The organism is Rhodococcus sp. MS16, from assembly GCF_013277795.1.
GTDB lineage: Bacteria > Actinomycetota > Actinomycetes > Mycobacteriales > Mycobacteriaceae > Rhodococcus_F > Rhodococcus_F globerula.
Genome location: NZ_VBTM01000005.1, coordinates 763,922 through 779,587, shown reverse-complemented (window position 1 = coordinate 779,587; position 15,666 = coordinate 763,922). Strand labels below are relative to the sequence as shown.

Genomic DNA, 15,666 nt, shown 5'->3' with positions numbered 1-15,666 from the left:
GTGCTTCTGCGTGGAGGTGTCACGAGGAGGTTCTGGCCCAATTTCCGTGATCGATTGTGAATGTGTCAGCGACTGAGGAGTATTCGTTTGCGGACCAGGTCGAAACCAGCTCGTCCGTACATTTGCCGTTTGAGCATCTTGATCCGATTGACATGCCCTTCGACCGCACCAGAACTGTAGGGCAGTTGGCGAGGACCTGTTTTAGTCCGATCTGCTCGTCCTCGGTGACGTTGTCGGGGTGTCGTAGCATCCATGAGGTGATCCGCCGAACCTTCGGAGTCTGCTTTCTGGCTGGCGCAGCGCCGATGGTACACAGCGGGCTCGAGTAGTCGCGGACGGTTCCGTGGCTTGCTTCAGCGTGGGCGGAAATTGAGCATGTTCGCACGCCTTTGTTGATTGCTTCGGCTGTGACACTGAAATTGGTGATCCAGTTGGAGATCAACATCCGCCGTTTCAAATGAGTGTGCGTAGGAATTGGGACAATGGCCCGATGACGCTCGAAGAACAACGAGGCGATCGATCACCGACACGATGGTTGTCCCTGAGAGGGGCAGGGCAACTGGCAGTCCGGGCGCGGCGGCTGCGGCCCTGACGGCCTGGATTGAAGTGCTGACGCCTCTTACTGCAGGTACAGCCACATGCAGTGGGAGATGATCTCCCGACGAAGCCGGTAGCCCTGTGCGTCGCCGACACCACCAATACACCGCGACTGGAAAGTATTCGGATCAGGTTGGCGGATTGTGTCCCAGGCGGTTGCGCAGAATGTACTTCTGAATCTTCCCGGTCCCCGTCTTCGGTAACGGCCCGAAGATCACCCGCTTCGGTGTTTTGAAGCCAGGCAATTGTTTTCGGGCGAACATGATCAACTCCTGCTCGGTGAGGCGAGATCCGTCGACGACGGACGCGTAGGCGACGGGTACCTCGCCCCAGCGTTCGTGTGACTCTGCGACGACGGCACATTCGAGTACATCGGCGTGTCGTTCGAGCACCTGCTCCACTTCCACTGAGGCAATGTTCTCGCCACCCGAGATGATCACGTCTTTGGAGCGATCGCGCAGTTCGATGTAGTTGTCCGGGTGTTGAACTCCCAGATCGCCGGTCCGAAACCAGCCGGATCCGAACGACCGACGCGTCGCTTCGGCATCGCGGTAGTAGCCCAAGGCCACTGTGTTTCCGTGTACAGCGATTTCGCCTGTCGTCGTTCCATCCGCGGGAACGTCGGAGCCGTTTTCGTCCAGAACTCGGAGGGGCGTACCTGCGATGTTGCAGTTTCCTTGTCTGGCCTTGAATCGTGCCTGTTCCTGCATAGCCAATGACGAATACTCGGAGGGGAACTCGCAGATCGCAGACGGTCCGAATGTTTCGGTCAGCCCGTACAGATGGGTGACGTCGAAGCCGAGATTGCCGAGTTGTGCGAGCAGCGTCGGAGACGGCGGTGCACCACCGGTGCCGACACGTAGAAGTTTGTCGACAGAATGCGCAGCGGGGTGCGAGGCAAGGTCGATCAATACGGTTGGCGCAGCATTGAAACTGGTAATGCCCTCGGTGTCGATGAGTTCCCAGATGCGTCCGGCGTCGACCCTGGGGAGGCACACGTGTGTGCCTCCGGCAGCGGTGACGGCCCAGGTGAACGCCCACCCGTTGCAGTGGAACATCGGTAGTATCCAGAGGTGAGCGGTGTCGGTATCGAGTTTGCTGTGGAAGGCCATTGCCATTGCCTGGAGGTAGGCACCTCGATGGTGGTACATCACGCCTTTGGGGCGCCCGGTCGTCCCTGAGGTGTAGTTCAGCGTGATCATTGAGTGTTCGTCCGTAACCGGAATTTCCAGTTCTTCCGCGTCACTCAGGCGTTCCTCGTACGTTTCCGAGTCGAGTGAGAACTCCACTGCCAACTGTTCGGCGAGTTGGTCGAGCGATGTGTCGTACAGGAGGACGGTCGCACCGGAGTGCTCGATGATGTGCTGGAGTTCGGGGGCCGTCAGTCGTGTATTCAGTGCTACCAGTACAGCTCCCGCCATCGCGGCTCCGTAGTGGGCATCCAGCAGCATGCGACTGTTCGGGGCGAGTACTGCGACGTGGTCTCCTGGCTTCACATCGAGTGAAGCCAGGAGACCGGCGAGGCGCCGGCAGCGTGTCAACCACTGACGGTAGGTGATTCGGATGTCTCCGTCGACGACAGCGATCCGGTCGGGGAAGAACGTGGCAGAACGCCGTAGGAACGACCCTGGAGTGAGTTGTTCGGCTGTCGCGGGGGCGTGGAGCGGACGTGCGTGCATCGTGCGGTCTTCCTTCTCGGATCGCTTCCGAAGTTCAATCGTTCTATCGAATAGAAAGTGGTGCAACGGTTTCCGCATTTGATGCGGATGAGGTGCGCGATCCGCCGTACGTCGCGGTCCGGATGCTGAGCAAGGTGAGAATGCCGACCAGGCACGAGCCGAGGAGGAAGTATGCGGGAGAAAGGGAGTTTCCGGTGCGATCGATCAGCCACGTAGCGATGTACGCGGCGGTTCCGCCGGTCGCGATGGTTGCGAGATTGAAACCGAGAGCTACGCCGGTGAGCCTGACTCGGGACTTGAAGAGCGACGGGAAGAGCGGTGCTGTGGCGACCTGGATGAGCGGGGTGCCGAGTGCGAAGACGAAGAACGCCAGACCGGCAACGGCGAGTCCGTGGCCGTTCATCAGTGACATGGCAGGGTAGGCAAGTAGGCCGGATCCGATCAAGCCTGCTGCCGCGACGGGGACGCTACCGAACCTGTCGACGAGGAGTCCGGCAACGGGCATGAGTAGAGCGATGAGGACGATGATGAGTGCCGTCATCCAGGTGACTTGCGTTCTGTCGTAACCACCTTCGCGAACAAGATAGATGGCGACGTAGGTCAGCACCATGTATCCCGTGGCATTCTGCGCTACTCCCAGCCCGAAAACCTGCAGGACTTGCCTGGGCTGAGTGCGGAGCAGTTCTGTGAGAGGCGCCTTTGCGACATCGACTGTTGTTGTGGAGTCAGCGAATTGGGGAGTGTCTTCGATTCGGGTACGGGTCCACAGGCAGAACAGGAGAAGCGGTACACCCAGCAGGAATGGGATTCGCCATCCCCAACTGGACATTTGAGCATCCGTAGTGAGCGCGGAGACCGTGCCGACAGCGATAGCGGCGAGTGCGAATCCGGAGTTGCTGCCGAGTGCAACGAACGAAGCCCCGAGGCCCTTGCGCTTCGGGCCGACCGTCTCGTACACGTATGTCAGTGCGCCGCCTAGCTCTCCGCCTGCTGAGAATCCCTGCACCAGTCGCGCAACGACAAGCAGAATCGGTGCCAGAATGCCTACCGACTCGTAGACCGGCAGAAATGCCATGAGTAGGCTGCCGGCGCCCATCAGCAGGACTGACAGCAGGAGCGCACGTTTCCGTCCGTGTCTGTCGCCAAGGCGGCCGAAGAAGATTCCGCCGATGGGTCGCATGAGGTATGCGGACGCGAATACCGCGAGGCTGGCGAGTAGCGAGGCGGTTGGATCTCCGCCGGGGAAGAACAGGGGGCTCACGACTACTGCCAGGTAGGCGTAGACGGTGAGGTCGTAGTACTCGACGATGGTTCCGACTGCGGCGGCGAGAACTCCGCGGCGCCTCGTCTGATCGAGGGCTCGGGTGTCGGTCTGGGAATTCGTGTGACTTTCCACGAACGTCTCATTTCTGTGCGGAAGTGTGAAGGAGATCGTGCGCTCCCCATGAAGTGGGAGTGGTCACATCTCGGGGCGCTTTTCACACCATAACCGCTCAGGCCCTAAATCTGTACATGTTTAGTCGAGTTGGTTGAAATATCCTGCGGAATTGTCACAGCTGCCAGTGCACCGGCTCGGAAATGATGTGTGCGAGGCGCTTGCGGTAGTACTTCGCGGTGTCGTGAACGAAGGCTTCCATCGCATCTCCGGCAGCAGATGCGTTTCGGGAACGCATGGCATTGAGTACGAGTTGCTGTGCCTCGACGGCGGCGATGCGGGTGACTTCCGGATGTCGCGACGGCTCGGCGTCGCGTACCAGGAGAAGCAATGTCTCCATGAGTATGCGAAGTACCGGGTTCCCTGACGCTGTGTAGATGATGGTGTGAAACAGTGCGTTCTTCTCGACGAAATTGTCGTAGTCATCGGGATGCGTGCGCATGGTGTCGAGCGCTGACTGTAAATCGTCGAGTTGCTCTTCTGTAATTCGAGGCGTGGCAAGCTGTGCGACCACTGGTTCCAGGGTCAGGCGCGTATCGATGACGTCGCTGAGATTCGCCCCCTCTAGCTGTAGGAACAGCTTCATGGTGTTTCCCAGTGCTTCGAACTGCGGCCGACATGCGACGGGGCCTCCCCCGACGCCGGCGCGGATAGTGACCAGGCCTCGACTTTCGAGGAGGCGGAGTGCTTCACGTACGGACGTGCGTGCAACACCGTATTCGGTAACCATCTCCTTCTCGGTAGGGAGCCTGTCCCCGACCTCGATGTCCCCGCCGAGGATCTTGTCGGCGATTTGGTTGGCAATGCGCTCCGATATTTTCGGTGCCCGACTCGGTGCTCTGCGGGCGATGTCCTGCGTCATTGTTTCCCCGGTGTTCTCGTCGACAGTTCGATGTGTAGCCGTCATGCGTACAAACCCTACCTAGATTCGAAAGTGAGTTGAGCTAAATCTGTACATATTTAGCGAAATCAGCTACTTTGGGCAACGTTCCTTGTATCGACGCAGTGCTTCACGGAGGTAAAGATGTGGCCGACCCGCCCACCGACGCCCGAACTGGCCCAGTGCTACCGCGAGTCGGGACACTGGCGGGGCCGGACGGTCGGCCATTACTTGACTCGCGCGGCGTCGCTCTACCCGGATTCTGTGGCGGTAATCGACGACGATGTGCAGTTGACCTTCGCCGACGTCGACCGTGACGCAACCATCCTTGCGGCAGCGTTGCACGATGCGGGGATTGGTGCTGACGATGTAGTTTCGTTCCAACTCCCGAACAGGGCAGAAGCCGTAGTTATCTATCAAGCGATCATGAAACTCGGCGCTGTCGCCAACCCCATCGTTCCTATCTATCGAGGGCGTGAGCTGCGGTTCATTCTCGGGCAGGCGCGAGTGTCCGTTGTTTTCATACCCGCGTCGTACCGAGGATTCGACTATGCCGCGATGTACACGCGGTTGCTCGGTGACTTGCCGCATCTGAAGAAAGTCGTTGTCCTCGGTGAGCCTGAGGTGAGCAATGCCGACGAGCGGATGACGACCTGGACGGACTTCTTGCTCGGCGCCCCGGCGGAGGCTGCGAAAGTGATTGCCGCACTCCCCGAGCCGGATCCTGATCAGGTCGGCGTCCTGCTTTACACCTCTGGGACGACTGCGGATCCGAAAGGTGCTCTGCACTGCCACAACACAATCGTGTTCGAAAACCATTCGATGATTGAGTTGTTCGATCTCAATGAGAAGGATGTCATCTTCAATCCGTCGCCGGTCACCCATGTGACAGGCGTGAATTGTGCGCTGACACTGCCCTTTCTGCTGGGAGCGCCCGTAGTGCTGCAGGATCAATGGGATCCCGAAGAGGCGCTGTCAAAGATCACTCGCTACAGCGCCAGTTTCATGATCTTCTCGACTCCGTTCCTTCAGGGGTTGGTCGAAGCCTCCGTTGCGGCGGAGCTTCCCACTCCGTCGATCAGATACATCGTGTGCGGTGGTGCTGACATCCCCGACGAGTTGACGCGTAGTGCGACGGATCGTCTCGGTACTGTCGTTCGTATGTACGGTGCCACGGAAGGTCCATCCGTGACGTCCGGAAATCGCTGGGATACACAACAATTGCGGACCCGTACCGACGGTCGTGTTCTCGCGCCTACAGAGGTTCTGATCGTCGACGGCTCCGAACTTCCCGCGGCGGCAGGTTCGGTCGGGGAGGTGTTGTGGCGAGGACCCGACACGTTCCTCGGGTACCTCGATTCTTCACTCAACGCTGCAGCGTTCACCGCTGACGGCTTCTTCCGAACCGGTGACTTGGCGCGATTCGACGAAACCGGCGCAATCCACATCGAGGGTCGGATCAAGGACATCATCAATCGATCCGGAGAGAAGATCAGCACTCACGAGGTGGAGAACCTACTTAGTGAGCATCCCTCCGTCAGGGAAGTTGCTGTGGTAGCTGGGCCGGATGCGACAACCGGAGAACGTGGTTGTGCATTTATCGTCACCCATGACGGCAAGGATCTGACTCTTGGTGAGGTTTACGAGTTCTTGTCCAATCGCGAGGTAGCCAAACAGAAGATCCCCGAGAGCGTATTTGTCGTTGAGGTGCTGCCGAAAACAGCAAGCGGCAAAATTCAGAAATTCGCGCTACGCGACTGGACTCGCGACCGAAGTGTAGTTCCGCCGCAGATGGTCGACGTAATTGTCCATTCGGCGTATGAGAAGTGAGGGCTTCATGACAGAGAATATCGTTGTCTCCCAACCGGAGCCGGGCATTGCATTGGTCGAGTTGGCGCGAGGCAAGGTGAACGCGATCGATCATCGAATGTATGGAGAGATCGCAGATATCTTCGACGGACTGTCGGACGACTCGACAGTGAAAGCTGTTGTCCTGACAGGACGTGGTCATGTGTTCTGCGCCGGCAACGACCTGAATGACTTTCGGAGCATGGACTCGACGAGTGGCGAAGTGCAGATGCGCAATGTTCGACGAGCGATATTCAACCTCATCGACTGCTCGGTTCCGGTCATTGCTGCCGTCAACGGCCCCGCGCTCGGCAGCGGTTTCGGTCTGACTGCATCTTGCGACCTGGTAGTCGCTTCGGTGAAAGCGACATTCGGGCTTCCGGAGATGAATGTCGGGGTGCTCGGTGGTGGGCGATTCACAGCCCGCATGCTGCCGGAACAGGCGATGCGTCGGATGTTCTTCACCGCGGAAGCCGTCGACGCCCGCACCTTGGAACGGTGGGGAGCACCGATCGAGGTGGTGGAACACGAGGCGCTGATGGAAACCGCGATGGACCGCGCACGGTCTATCGCGTCGAAGAGTCGTTACGCACTGACTCTGGCAAAGAAGTCATTGAACGGTTGCGAGGGTATGGATCTCAAACGTGGCTATGAGCTGGAACAGAATTTCACCGTCCAGCTATCCGAGCATCCGGATTCCAAAGGTGCAGTCGAGGCGCGGATTGCTGCGCTGACGAATAGGAAGAAACCATGAGTATGGCAACAAGTGAACTCGCTGCGCATCACGACTTGGATGCATTCGGTGACCACGTCAGGGCCTGGCTCGCGGAGCGTCTGGACCGGCACTTGCCGGCAGATGGGACACATAACCACTCGGACGAGGAACGCTCCTACGCAATTTTTCACAACCGCACCGAAGATGAGGAGCGCGAGCTGCTTGACCGTGGTCGCGCGTGGCAGGCTGAGCGCGTCGACGCAGGTGTCGGCGCGATTACCTGGGCGCCGGAATGGGGCGGACCAGGACTGACAGCCTCTCATGAACGCATCTACGTGGAACTTGAAGGTCAGTTCCGGGCACCGGATCGACACGAAAACATTCTGGTAACGGTGGAACTGATAGCACCGACCATCCATCTCCTCGGTACCGAGGAGCAGAAGAAACGATTTGTGCCGACGTTTCTGCGCACGGATGAACTGTGCTGCCAACTGTTTTCGGAACCCGGAGCCGGTTCCGACTTGGCCTCACTCTCGACCCGCGCAGTGCGTACCGACACCGGATGGCGAATCACCGGCCAGAAGGTGTGGACTTCGGGCGCGCAATTCTCGGAATGGGGACTGCTGATTGCTCGCAGTGACACCGAAGCCCCGAAACACCGTGGCATGACGGCATTTCTGGTTCCCATGGATGCTCCCGGAGTAGAGGTTCGACCGATCCGTCAGATGTCCGGCGGTTCCACATTCAACGAAGTATTCCTCTCCGACGTTGAATTACCGGATTCGTTGCGTCTTGGTGAGGTCGGTGACGGTTGGAATGTCACGTTGACGACTCTGGGTTTCGAACGAAGTTCCAGTGGAGGAATCGTATCTGCCGGCGGAAATGCCGCCGACCTGATCGCGCTCGCAAAGCAACTCGGAATTACCGACGACCCTCTGGTGCGACAAACTCTCGCGGATGTCGTCATACACGAACGGGTCACGGCGACATTCAATGCCCGATACGCCGAACGTGAACTGGCAGGCCATGTTCCCGGTATTGAGGGTTCTATCGCGAAACTCGTGTGGACGCAGAATCTCAAGCGGATCGGCGACGCGGCGGCGAAGTTCTTGGGACCTCGCATCCTTGCCGATACGGGCGCTCCGAATACCTATGCCTGGACCGAGCATGTGTTGGGCGCTCCGGGCTACCGAATCGCAGGTGGATCCGATGAGATTCAGCGAAACATTATCGGCGAACGTGGCCTCGGCCTGCCAAGAGACTCCCGATAGGAGCACAGGATGGTCCTCGAACTGACTCAGGAACAAGAACAATTGCGCGACAGTGTGCGCGCATTTCTTGCAAAGAATGTGGAAGGCGAAAAGGCGCAGTGGCTTGGCCTCACTGAACTTGGTCTCACGGAGATTCCATTTCCCGAGCGCTTTGGTGGCGCTGGGTTCACGCTTAAAGACACTGCAGTGGTGATGCATGAGCTAGGACGCACGATCGCGGATGTTCCGTACTTCTCATCCGTGTGCCTTGCCGGGTTCGTACTATCGGAATGCGGTACGGACGCGGGGCGTGCCGCCTATCTGCCCACCATTGCCTCAGGTGAATGTACGGCCGCGCTGATAACCGGATTCCCGTTCACCGATACTGCGGTCACAGCCACTGAAGCCGACGACGGTCAGTTGAATCTTATTGGCACACAAGACTTTGTGGTTGATGGAACAGCAGCCGACCTAGTTGTTGTAGTCGCGCGTGGGGTGAACGGCTTGGAACTAGCCGTGATCAAGGCAGATGTGCCAGGAGTCATCTGCACGCCGTTGGAGTCTCTCGATCCCAGTCGTCCGCTGGCCCGAGTTACGTTCGATAATGCGCGCGGACAGGCGGTAGGTGGCGCGGACTTGCACCTGACGTTGCCACGCGCACAGGCCTTAGCGCTCGTAGCGTTGGCATCTGAGCAGGTCGGCGCCGCCGAGGCGTGTCTCGACATGTCAGTGGAGTATGCGAAGGTTCGTGAGCAGTTCGGCCGCCCGATCGGGTCGTTCCAGTCGATCAAACACCGCCTCGCAGACATGTTGGTGTCGCTTGAACTGGCGAAGGCGGCAGTCTTGGAAGCCGCGAACGCTGACGAAAGTTCTACTGATGAACTGACCATCGCGGCAAGCATCGCACGGGTGATGGCGTCGGAAGCCTTCACATATGCCGCGGAGGAATCCATACAGATCCATGGTGGTCTCGGATTTACCTGGGAGCACCCCCTGCACCGGTACTTTCGGCGCGCCATGAGTGATGCACTGCTGTTCGGCAATTGCGAGGCGCATCGTGAGGTGATTGCTCGTTCTGTCGTGTAATTTGCTGGAATGTCGGAGTTTGTCAAGGTGATTGAGTGCAACTGAACGAGGCCAGTCGGCCGGCGGTAGTAAACCTGGCCATGCGTCCGCCTGGCGTCGATATCATCGCGACCTACCGCGGCAGCCTTCCCTGGCTCGTCGGAGGCTGGTTGCATCCGCGTTGGCGAAGGTCCTAGTGGCTGCCGGCCGGGAGTCTCTGAATATGGGTTCCACACCCAGCACAAGCTTTCTGGTGGCGCTCAAAACTATCGACATCGCCCGAACGCAATTTCGTGTCGATCCTGAGGCGGACCGGGTCGGTCCTTGCTGCTGTGTTGTCAAGCAAAGACTTCTCACCGTCTAGTGAGGGCATTTTCTTTCTTGTATGACACGGTCGTTGCAACTTCCCAAACATCGGGTGTTGCAACGACCGCTAGAACCCAAGCCTGCGCGTCGGGGAGCTGCCCGCGCCACGTCGGGCGGGAATCGTTGGGGTTGTGTTCATTGTGCTGGTTCATTGCTGCTCCTGTGAAGTGCCGAGTCCCGCGGGTGCGGGTTCACCTGTTCTCTTGGGAACTCGGCTACTTCCCAGTACGACGGAGCGGAGTAGTTCCTTTTCGGTGTTGTGAACTGGGGTGATGGCACGTCCCAGCGGAAGGTTGCCGCACGCTCGGTGGTTGCTTGTGTGGGTGCGCGCAGGGTTGCGTGGGTTGTCGGAGCGGTGGTGCTGGTTGCTTTGGCGGTGTTGGTTGATCGTGCTGCTGTGTGGGCGGATCTATTGGCGTCATCGGGCGATGGGTGGTGCTTCTGGTTTGTTGGGGGAGCTTGAGTCGGTGTTGTCGCCGTCGTATTGGCATGTGGTGGAGGAGGTGCATGCGAAGCAGATTCCGCGTCTGGATCAAGCGTTGGGTGATGGGTCCGGGGCGATCTGATGCTCCTATGGTGTCAAATTGATGTTTCGGAGCCATGTGTCGTAGGTGGTGAGGAAGGCAGCGCCGTGGACTCGTCCGTTTTCCGCGAGTGAGATTTTGGCGATGCTGACGCCAGGGCTGCGGCGGCCTGGAGCTGGATGAGTCCAGCTTCGTGGCGAAGCGGTCGAAGATTTCGGTGGTCGACGGCGGGGACGGGGTTGGTGATGAGTTTGAAGACCTCCCGGGCGATCGCGCGTTTGAGGCAGCGAAGGATTTCCTCGGTGCCCTTGCCTTCTTGCTGCTTGCGTTGAATGTAGTCCTCCGCCCTCCATCAAATCGCCCTCACTCAAATGACCTATGACCAACGAACCCGCAGTTTGCGTGCCGGTCGCCGCGATTGAGGCGGTGACGGGTGGTCTTGCCGCTGGAAGCCGGAATAGGGCTTGTCCCGCAGAGTGCCGCGAAAGACGCTTCCGATTTCAGTCGATCGGGGTTTCCACCCGCGGTGATCAATAGTTGTGCGGCGGTGACGGTTCCTGATGAACACTTCGTCGAGATGCCACCTGCGTCCTCGGCAGAAGTCTCGCCCGGACCGGTCGCACCGGGCGCGGATCGTCTTGCCTGTCACTTCGATCCCGGGTTCACCTTCATTCGATCTTGCCGGGCAAGGGGTGAGTGGTTGGAGCACACACATGCATTGCGCGATGATCATCCCCGATGAAACCGACTTTTCGTCGACGTCACCACCGCGCTATGTCACTTCACTCTCGAAAATTTGACGGTGCCGTCACTGTGCGTACAGAGCGTCGAATACGTCGCCGTACTTCTCATGGACGGCGCGCCTCATGATTTTCAGACTCGCGGTCATTTCCCCGCCTTCTGGAGTCCACTCCGTCGCAAGCACCCGGTAGCGCTTGATCTGTTCCACCCGGGCGAGATCCTGGTTGGCGATCTCGACTGCGCGGTCGATCTCCGCGACTACGTCCGGATGTGCGGCCAGCTCGGACGGCGCTGCGACGACGATTCCCTGCGAGGCTGCCCATGCCGTCGCCGCATCCAGGTCGAGAACGATCAGGGCGACTACGTACGGTCGGCGGTCACCGTATGCAAGCGACTGACCGACCAATGGATGCTTGGTCAGCAGCGCCTCGAGCGCGGCCGGGGCGATGTTCTTGCCGCCCGATGTAATGATCAGGTCTTTCTTGCGATCGATGATGTAGAGGTGTCCGTCCTCATCGATGCGTCCGATATCACCGGAGTGCATCCAGCCCTCGTCGTCGGTGACGGGGAGAACGGTTCCGTCGTCCTGAAGGTATCCCGAGGCCACGATCGGGCCGCGAACCAGGAGTTCGCCGTCGTCGAGCATCTTGATCTCGGTCCCCAGGATCGGGGTGCCGACCGACCCGAAGCGGAAGTCCGTCTCGGTCGTCGATGTGGCAACGCCGGTGGTTTCGGTCATGCCCCATGCCTCGATGATCGCGATTCCCTGCTCCCGGAAGTACTCCTGCACGTCCACCTGCAGCGGCGCGGCCGCACTGCATGCCCAGGTGACCTGATCGAGGCCGACGTCCACGAGGGACGAACCCGGTCGCGCACGCAGCGCTGCGGCAAGTTTCTCCCAGATTCTGGGGACGCCGAAAACGCTGGTCGGGCGCGTCTGGAGGAGTACGCCGACCAACTGGCTCGGGTCGGGACAGAACGTCACGTAGCCGGCCTTGTGGATGGCCATGTAGACCGAGATCATGCGTTCGGCGATGTGCGCCAACGGCAGGTAGCAGACGCTGCGGAAATGCTGGGGTATTGGCGCCCCGGCATCCCAAGCTTCGGCGTTGGCGATCACGTTGCGGTGAGTGAGCAGCACGCCTTTGGGGATGCCGGTGGTGCCGGAGGTATAGATCAGTGTCACCGGATCGTTCTCGGTGATCTCCCGCCAACCGGCCTCGAGCGTGTCTAGGTCCGTCTCGTCCGTTACGACGTCCGACCACTTCACGAATCGATCGTTGTCGGCCACACAGGCCTCGGGATCGAGCACGACGACACGCTCGAGTGCGGGCAACTGGTCGAGCACCGGCAACCAACGGTCGACCTCGCCGGCGCCTTCGAGTACGGCGACCTTGGCCCCGCTGTGGTTGGCGACGTACGCGATCTGGGAGGACGGCATCGTGCCGTACACCGTCGCCGGAAGCGCACCGAGATGCACGAGCGCCTGGTCCGTCAACCAGTGTTCGGGGCGACTGGACATCATGATCGCGACGCGATCACCCTTGCGCACGCCCAGTTTGGATAGTCCCAGAGCGATCTGGGCGATGCGAGTTCGGGTCTCGCTCCAGGTCAGAACCTGTCCGTTGTGGGACAACGCGGGCATGTCGCCGTATTGCTCGGCGTTGCGGTGTAGTAGTTCAGGAATCGTCGACATTGCAGAACCTTTCACTAAGGCTGCGGCCGGAGCACGCTTGGGTCGGATCGAACAAAAAGCTCAGTGCATTAGCCGGCAGTCACCGACTGCTGAGTAGTTGTGGTACTCACACTCCGGCGATAATCAGTCCGTCGAAGGAAGCGAGTGCGCAGCCAGTACGACAGCGTCGACTTCGGCCACAGCAGCGTATTGCGCCCCGTGACGGGATCTTGGTACCAACTCTTGCAGCCGCCGGCCTGCCACACGGTCGACGAGAGCCTGCCCTGCAGGAACTGGTTGAAGCGGTCCTGGGCATCCTGTCGCACCTCGATAACGCCTCGGCGACCTGCGTACCGAATGCACCGCTTCATGTACCTGGCCTGGGCCTCGATCATGAAAACCTGCGAGTTGTGCCCGAGGCCTGTATTCGGACCGCACAGCAGGAACAGGTTCGGAAATCCCGCCACCGTCGTCCCCAGATACGCCTCGGGGCCCGACGCCCACTGCGAGCCGAGCGCGACTCCGTCACGTCCGCGGATCGGCACCCGGCTGAGACTGTTCTGTGCGTCGAAGCCGGTTCCGAAGATGATGACGTCAGCATCGTATTCGTTTCCGTCCGTGTCGATTACGGACTTCGCTCGAACCTCCCCGACGCCGGCGGTGACGACGTCGACATGCGGCTTGACGAGTGCCGGGTAGTAGTCGCTGGAGATCAGCAGTCGCTTGCAGCCGATCTCGTAGTTCGGAGTGAGTTTCGCCCGTAGCGCGGGGTCACTGATCTGCTTCTTCAGGTGCCCCGACGCCAACGCCTTGGTGGGGCCCATCTTCGAGGTATCGGAAACGAACCCCTTGGCCCGCTTCTCGTGGATCCAGAATAGTCGTGCGCGTCGGTTCCATCGCTTGATCGGGTTGCGGCGCATCTCTTCTCGTTCTTCCTCGCTGAACGCGCGGTTGAACTTCGGGGCGATCCACGGGGCTGTCCGTTGGAAGAGCGTAAGTTTTGCGGTCTGGTCGACGATAGCGGGAACGAACTGAATGGCGCTCGCACCGGTGCCGACGACGGCCACCTTCTTGCCCTCGAGATCGCACGAGTGATCCCAGTGCGCGGAATGGAAGACCTCGCCCTGGAAATTCTCGAGGCCAGCCAATTTCGGATAGGAGGCGTGGTGCAGTAGTCCCATTGCGGAGACCAGGAATCGCGCTCGGAACACCGAGCCGTCCGCAGCCTCCACTGTCCAGGTACCGTCCTGCTCATCCCAGTCTGCGCCGGTGACCGTGGTGCCGAATCGAACACGCTCGGTGATTCGAAGCTCGGCGCTCGTGTCGCGGAGGTAGTCCAGGATCTCCTGTTGCGGCGCGAAGAGATGTCGCCAGTCCGGGTTCTGCCGGAAGGAGAACGAGTAGAGCGGTGACGGGATATCGCAGGCGCACCCGGGGTAGGTGTTCTCGCGCCAAGTGCCACCGACGTCGTCACCCTGTTCGAGTATCAGATAGTCGAGTCCGCCCGCGCGGGAGATCGTCGCAGCCGCGGCGAGGCCTGAGAATCCGGCGCCGAGGATGAGCGCGTCGGTCCGGCTCGAATTGCTCTGTGTTCTTTCAGAAGTCATAGTCGTCCTGTTCAAATTGCAGCTGTGGTGGCGCCCGGCGTCGGGACAGGCTGTCCGAGCGAGCGATAGATGGCATCTACGAGGGACTGTCCGCGCTCGTTGAGCAGCGTTCCCGGGCCCTGCTTGTTCATTGTGTAGCCGACACTGAGGCCGAGTTCGGGGTCTGCGAACCCGATCGAACCGCCCGATCCGCAGTGGCCGAAGGCTTTGCTACCGATCCGCATGCTGTGACCGGGGCCAAGGTGTGCACCACTATCCATCGACAGCATGAACCCGCCGCGAAATCTGGTCCGCATCAACAGTGTTGCGTCGAATCCGTCGGACGTGGGCATCTCGTGTGCCGAAGACAGTTCGGGTTCGCCCAGGCGCCGTACGACGGGATCTTCAAGGGCGCTTGCGTACATCTGCGCGAGGCCCTTTCCATTGGTGACACCGTTTGCTGCGGGAATTTCCGCCGCCCGGCCGGTGCGGGTGTTCACCCCCGCACGAGCCCAGTTTCCCGAGTTGAACACAAAGAGATTCGGGATCGAACCACGCTGGTGGACGGCGGCATCGAGGAACGGCGTCGTGGTGACCTGACCAGCGATTCCTTCGACGATCGGCGCGACACGCGGTTCGATTTCCGGTGGCAGCCCGATCCAGAAGTCGAAACCTTGCGGACCCGCAATCTCTGATGCGAAGAACTTGCCGACCGTGGAGCCGGTGACGCGGCGCACGACTTCACCGAGAACGTACCCGAAGGTCACCGGGTGGTAGCCGTGCTGCTCGCCTGGCCGCCAGAACGGCATCTGGTCTGCAATCCGGCCGACCATGAACTCCCAATCCTCGAGCATCCCGGATCCCAGCGGCTCGCGGAGCACGGGAATCCCGGCGGAGTGATTGAGCAACATCCCGATTGTTATGTCGCCCTTGCCATTCGCAGCAAACTCAGGCCACACCTGTGCCACCGGCATGTCCTCGTGGAGGTCGCCGGAGGCCAGGAGTCGGTGGACACACAGTGCGACTGCAGCTTTGGTGGCCGAGAATACGACGCTGACCGTGTCCTGTTCCCATGCTCGCCCCGTCTCGGGATCGGCGACACCGCCCCACAGGTCAACGACCGGCTTGCCGTCGAGGAGCACATGCAGGGACGCTCCCACTTCGCCTCGCTCGGCGAAATTCCGACCGAACTCCTCTGTCACCGCGGCGAAGGCCGGGTCTACAACGCCTCTCATCAATGTTGCAGCTCCTTCCTGGTCGCAATTCGCCACTGCGACAGCTCCTTTCGATATGAATGACGGGGAA

Annotated in this window: 10 protein-coding genes and 1 pseudogene; 4 read left to right on the top strand and 7 right to left on the bottom strand. The window is 60.0% G+C overall.

Translation table 11 applies throughout. The features are described 5' to 3' along the window. Positions 1-725: 725 nt before the first annotated feature. The 3 genes from FEZ60_RS16390 to FEZ60_RS16380 form a co-directional block, all read right to left on the bottom strand. Positions 726-2,276: an AMP-binding protein gene (locus FEZ60_RS16390; protein ID WP_172936523.1), complete on the bottom strand. Its 1,551-nt coding sequence runs from the start codon at positions 2,274-2,276 to the stop codon at positions 726-728. Between the two features lie 43 nt (positions 2,277-2,319). Beyond that, positions 2,320-3,672, bottom strand: a complete 1,353-nt coding sequence (locus tag FEZ60_RS16385) for an MFS transporter (protein ID WP_172936522.1) — start codon at positions 3,670-3,672, stop codon at positions 2,320-2,322. Between the two features lie 154 nt (positions 3,673-3,826). Next, complete coding sequence (locus tag FEZ60_RS16380; RefSeq protein ID WP_172936521.1) at positions 3,827-4,618, bottom strand: FCD domain-containing protein; 792 nt, start codon at positions 4,616-4,618, stop codon at positions 3,827-3,829. Positions 4,619-4,735: 117 nt separating this feature from the next. Here FEZ60_RS16380 and FEZ60_RS16375 point away from each other — a divergent pair, with 117 nt between their 5' ends. The 4 genes from FEZ60_RS16375 to FEZ60_RS16360 are packed head-to-tail and all read left to right on the top strand — an operon-like array spanning position 4,736 to position 9,490. Beyond that, positions 4,736-6,421, top strand: a complete 1,686-nt coding sequence (locus FEZ60_RS16375) for an AMP-binding protein (protein ID WP_172936520.1) — start codon at positions 4,736-4,738, stop codon at positions 6,419-6,421. Positions 6,422-6,428: 7 nt separating this feature from the next. Beyond that, a complete protein-coding gene (locus FEZ60_RS16370) occupies positions 6,429-7,193 on the top strand; it encodes an enoyl-CoA hydratase-related protein (protein ID WP_172936519.1) in 765 nt (254 codons plus the stop codon). Then, positions 7,190-8,425 (top strand): acyl-CoA dehydrogenase family protein, encoded by a 1,236-nt coding sequence (locus FEZ60_RS16365; protein WP_172936518.1) that lies wholly within the window; start codon positions 7,190-7,192, stop codon positions 8,423-8,425. The genes FEZ60_RS16370 and FEZ60_RS16365 overlap by 4 nt, the downstream gene beginning before the upstream one ends. Positions 8,426-8,434: 9 nt before the next feature. Continuing rightward, a complete protein-coding gene (locus FEZ60_RS16360; RefSeq protein WP_172936517.1) occupies positions 8,435-9,490 on the top strand; it encodes an acyl-CoA dehydrogenase family protein in 1,056 nt (351 codons plus the stop codon). 1,110 nt (positions 9,491-10,600) lie between these two features. On the opposite strand, the pseudogene FEZ60_RS32530 reads toward FEZ60_RS16360, so the two are convergent. From FEZ60_RS32530 to FEZ60_RS16340, 4 genes and pseudogenes are all read right to left on the bottom strand, one after another. Further along, a pseudogene (locus FEZ60_RS32530) lies at positions 10,601-10,905 on the bottom strand (transposase); the annotation flags it as partial. 262 nt (positions 10,906-11,167) lie between these two features. Then, complete coding sequence (locus FEZ60_RS16350; RefSeq protein ID WP_095889120.1) at positions 11,168-12,796, bottom strand: AMP-dependent synthetase/ligase; 1,629 nt, start codon at positions 12,794-12,796, stop codon at positions 11,168-11,170. A 68-nt stretch (positions 12,797-12,864) separates the two neighbouring features. Further along, positions 12,865-14,382, bottom strand: a complete 1,518-nt coding sequence (locus FEZ60_RS16345) for an NAD(P)/FAD-dependent oxidoreductase (RefSeq protein ID WP_172936515.1) — start codon at positions 14,380-14,382, stop codon at positions 12,865-12,867. 11 nt (positions 14,383-14,393) lie between these two features. Beyond that, on the bottom strand, positions 14,394-15,596 hold the full coding sequence (locus FEZ60_RS16340) for a serine hydrolase domain-containing protein (protein ID WP_172936514.1): 1,203 nt from the start codon (positions 15,594-15,596) through the stop codon (positions 14,394-14,396). Positions 15,597-15,666: the final 70 nt, after the last annotated feature.

Excerpts from the sequence above, each read along its gene's own strand:
- FEZ60_RS16390 (WP_172936523.1), bottom strand. The coding sequence starts at position 2,276 with ATGCACGCACGTCCGCTCCACGCCCCCGCGACAGCCGAACAACTCACT.
- FEZ60_RS16380 (WP_172936521.1), bottom strand. The coding sequence starts at position 4,618 with ATGACGGCTACACATCGAACTGTCGACGAGAACACCGGGGAAACAATG.
- FEZ60_RS16375 (WP_172936520.1), top strand. The coding sequence starts at position 4,736 with ATGTGGCCGACCCGCCCACCGACGCCCGAACTGGCCCAGTGCTACCGC.
- FEZ60_RS16370 (WP_172936519.1), top strand. The coding sequence starts at position 6,429 with ATGACAGAGAATATCGTTGTCTCCCAACCGGAGCCGGGCATTGCATTG.
- FEZ60_RS16365 (WP_172936518.1), top strand. The coding sequence starts at position 7,190 with ATGAGTATGGCAACAAGTGAACTCGCTGCGCATCACGACTTGGATGCA.
- FEZ60_RS16360 (WP_172936517.1), top strand. The coding sequence starts at position 8,435 with ATGGTCCTCGAACTGACTCAGGAACAAGAACAATTGCGCGACAGTGTG.
- FEZ60_RS16350 (WP_095889120.1), bottom strand. The coding sequence starts at position 12,796 with ATGTCGACGATTCCTGAACTACTACACCGCAACGCCGAGCAATACGGC.
- FEZ60_RS16345 (WP_172936515.1), bottom strand. The coding sequence starts at position 14,382 with ATGACTTCTGAAAGAACACAGAGCAATTCGAGCCGGACCGACGCGCTC.
- FEZ60_RS16340 (WP_172936514.1), bottom strand. The coding sequence starts at position 15,596 with ATGAGAGGCGTTGTAGACCCGGCCTTCGCCGCGGTGACAGAGGAGTTC.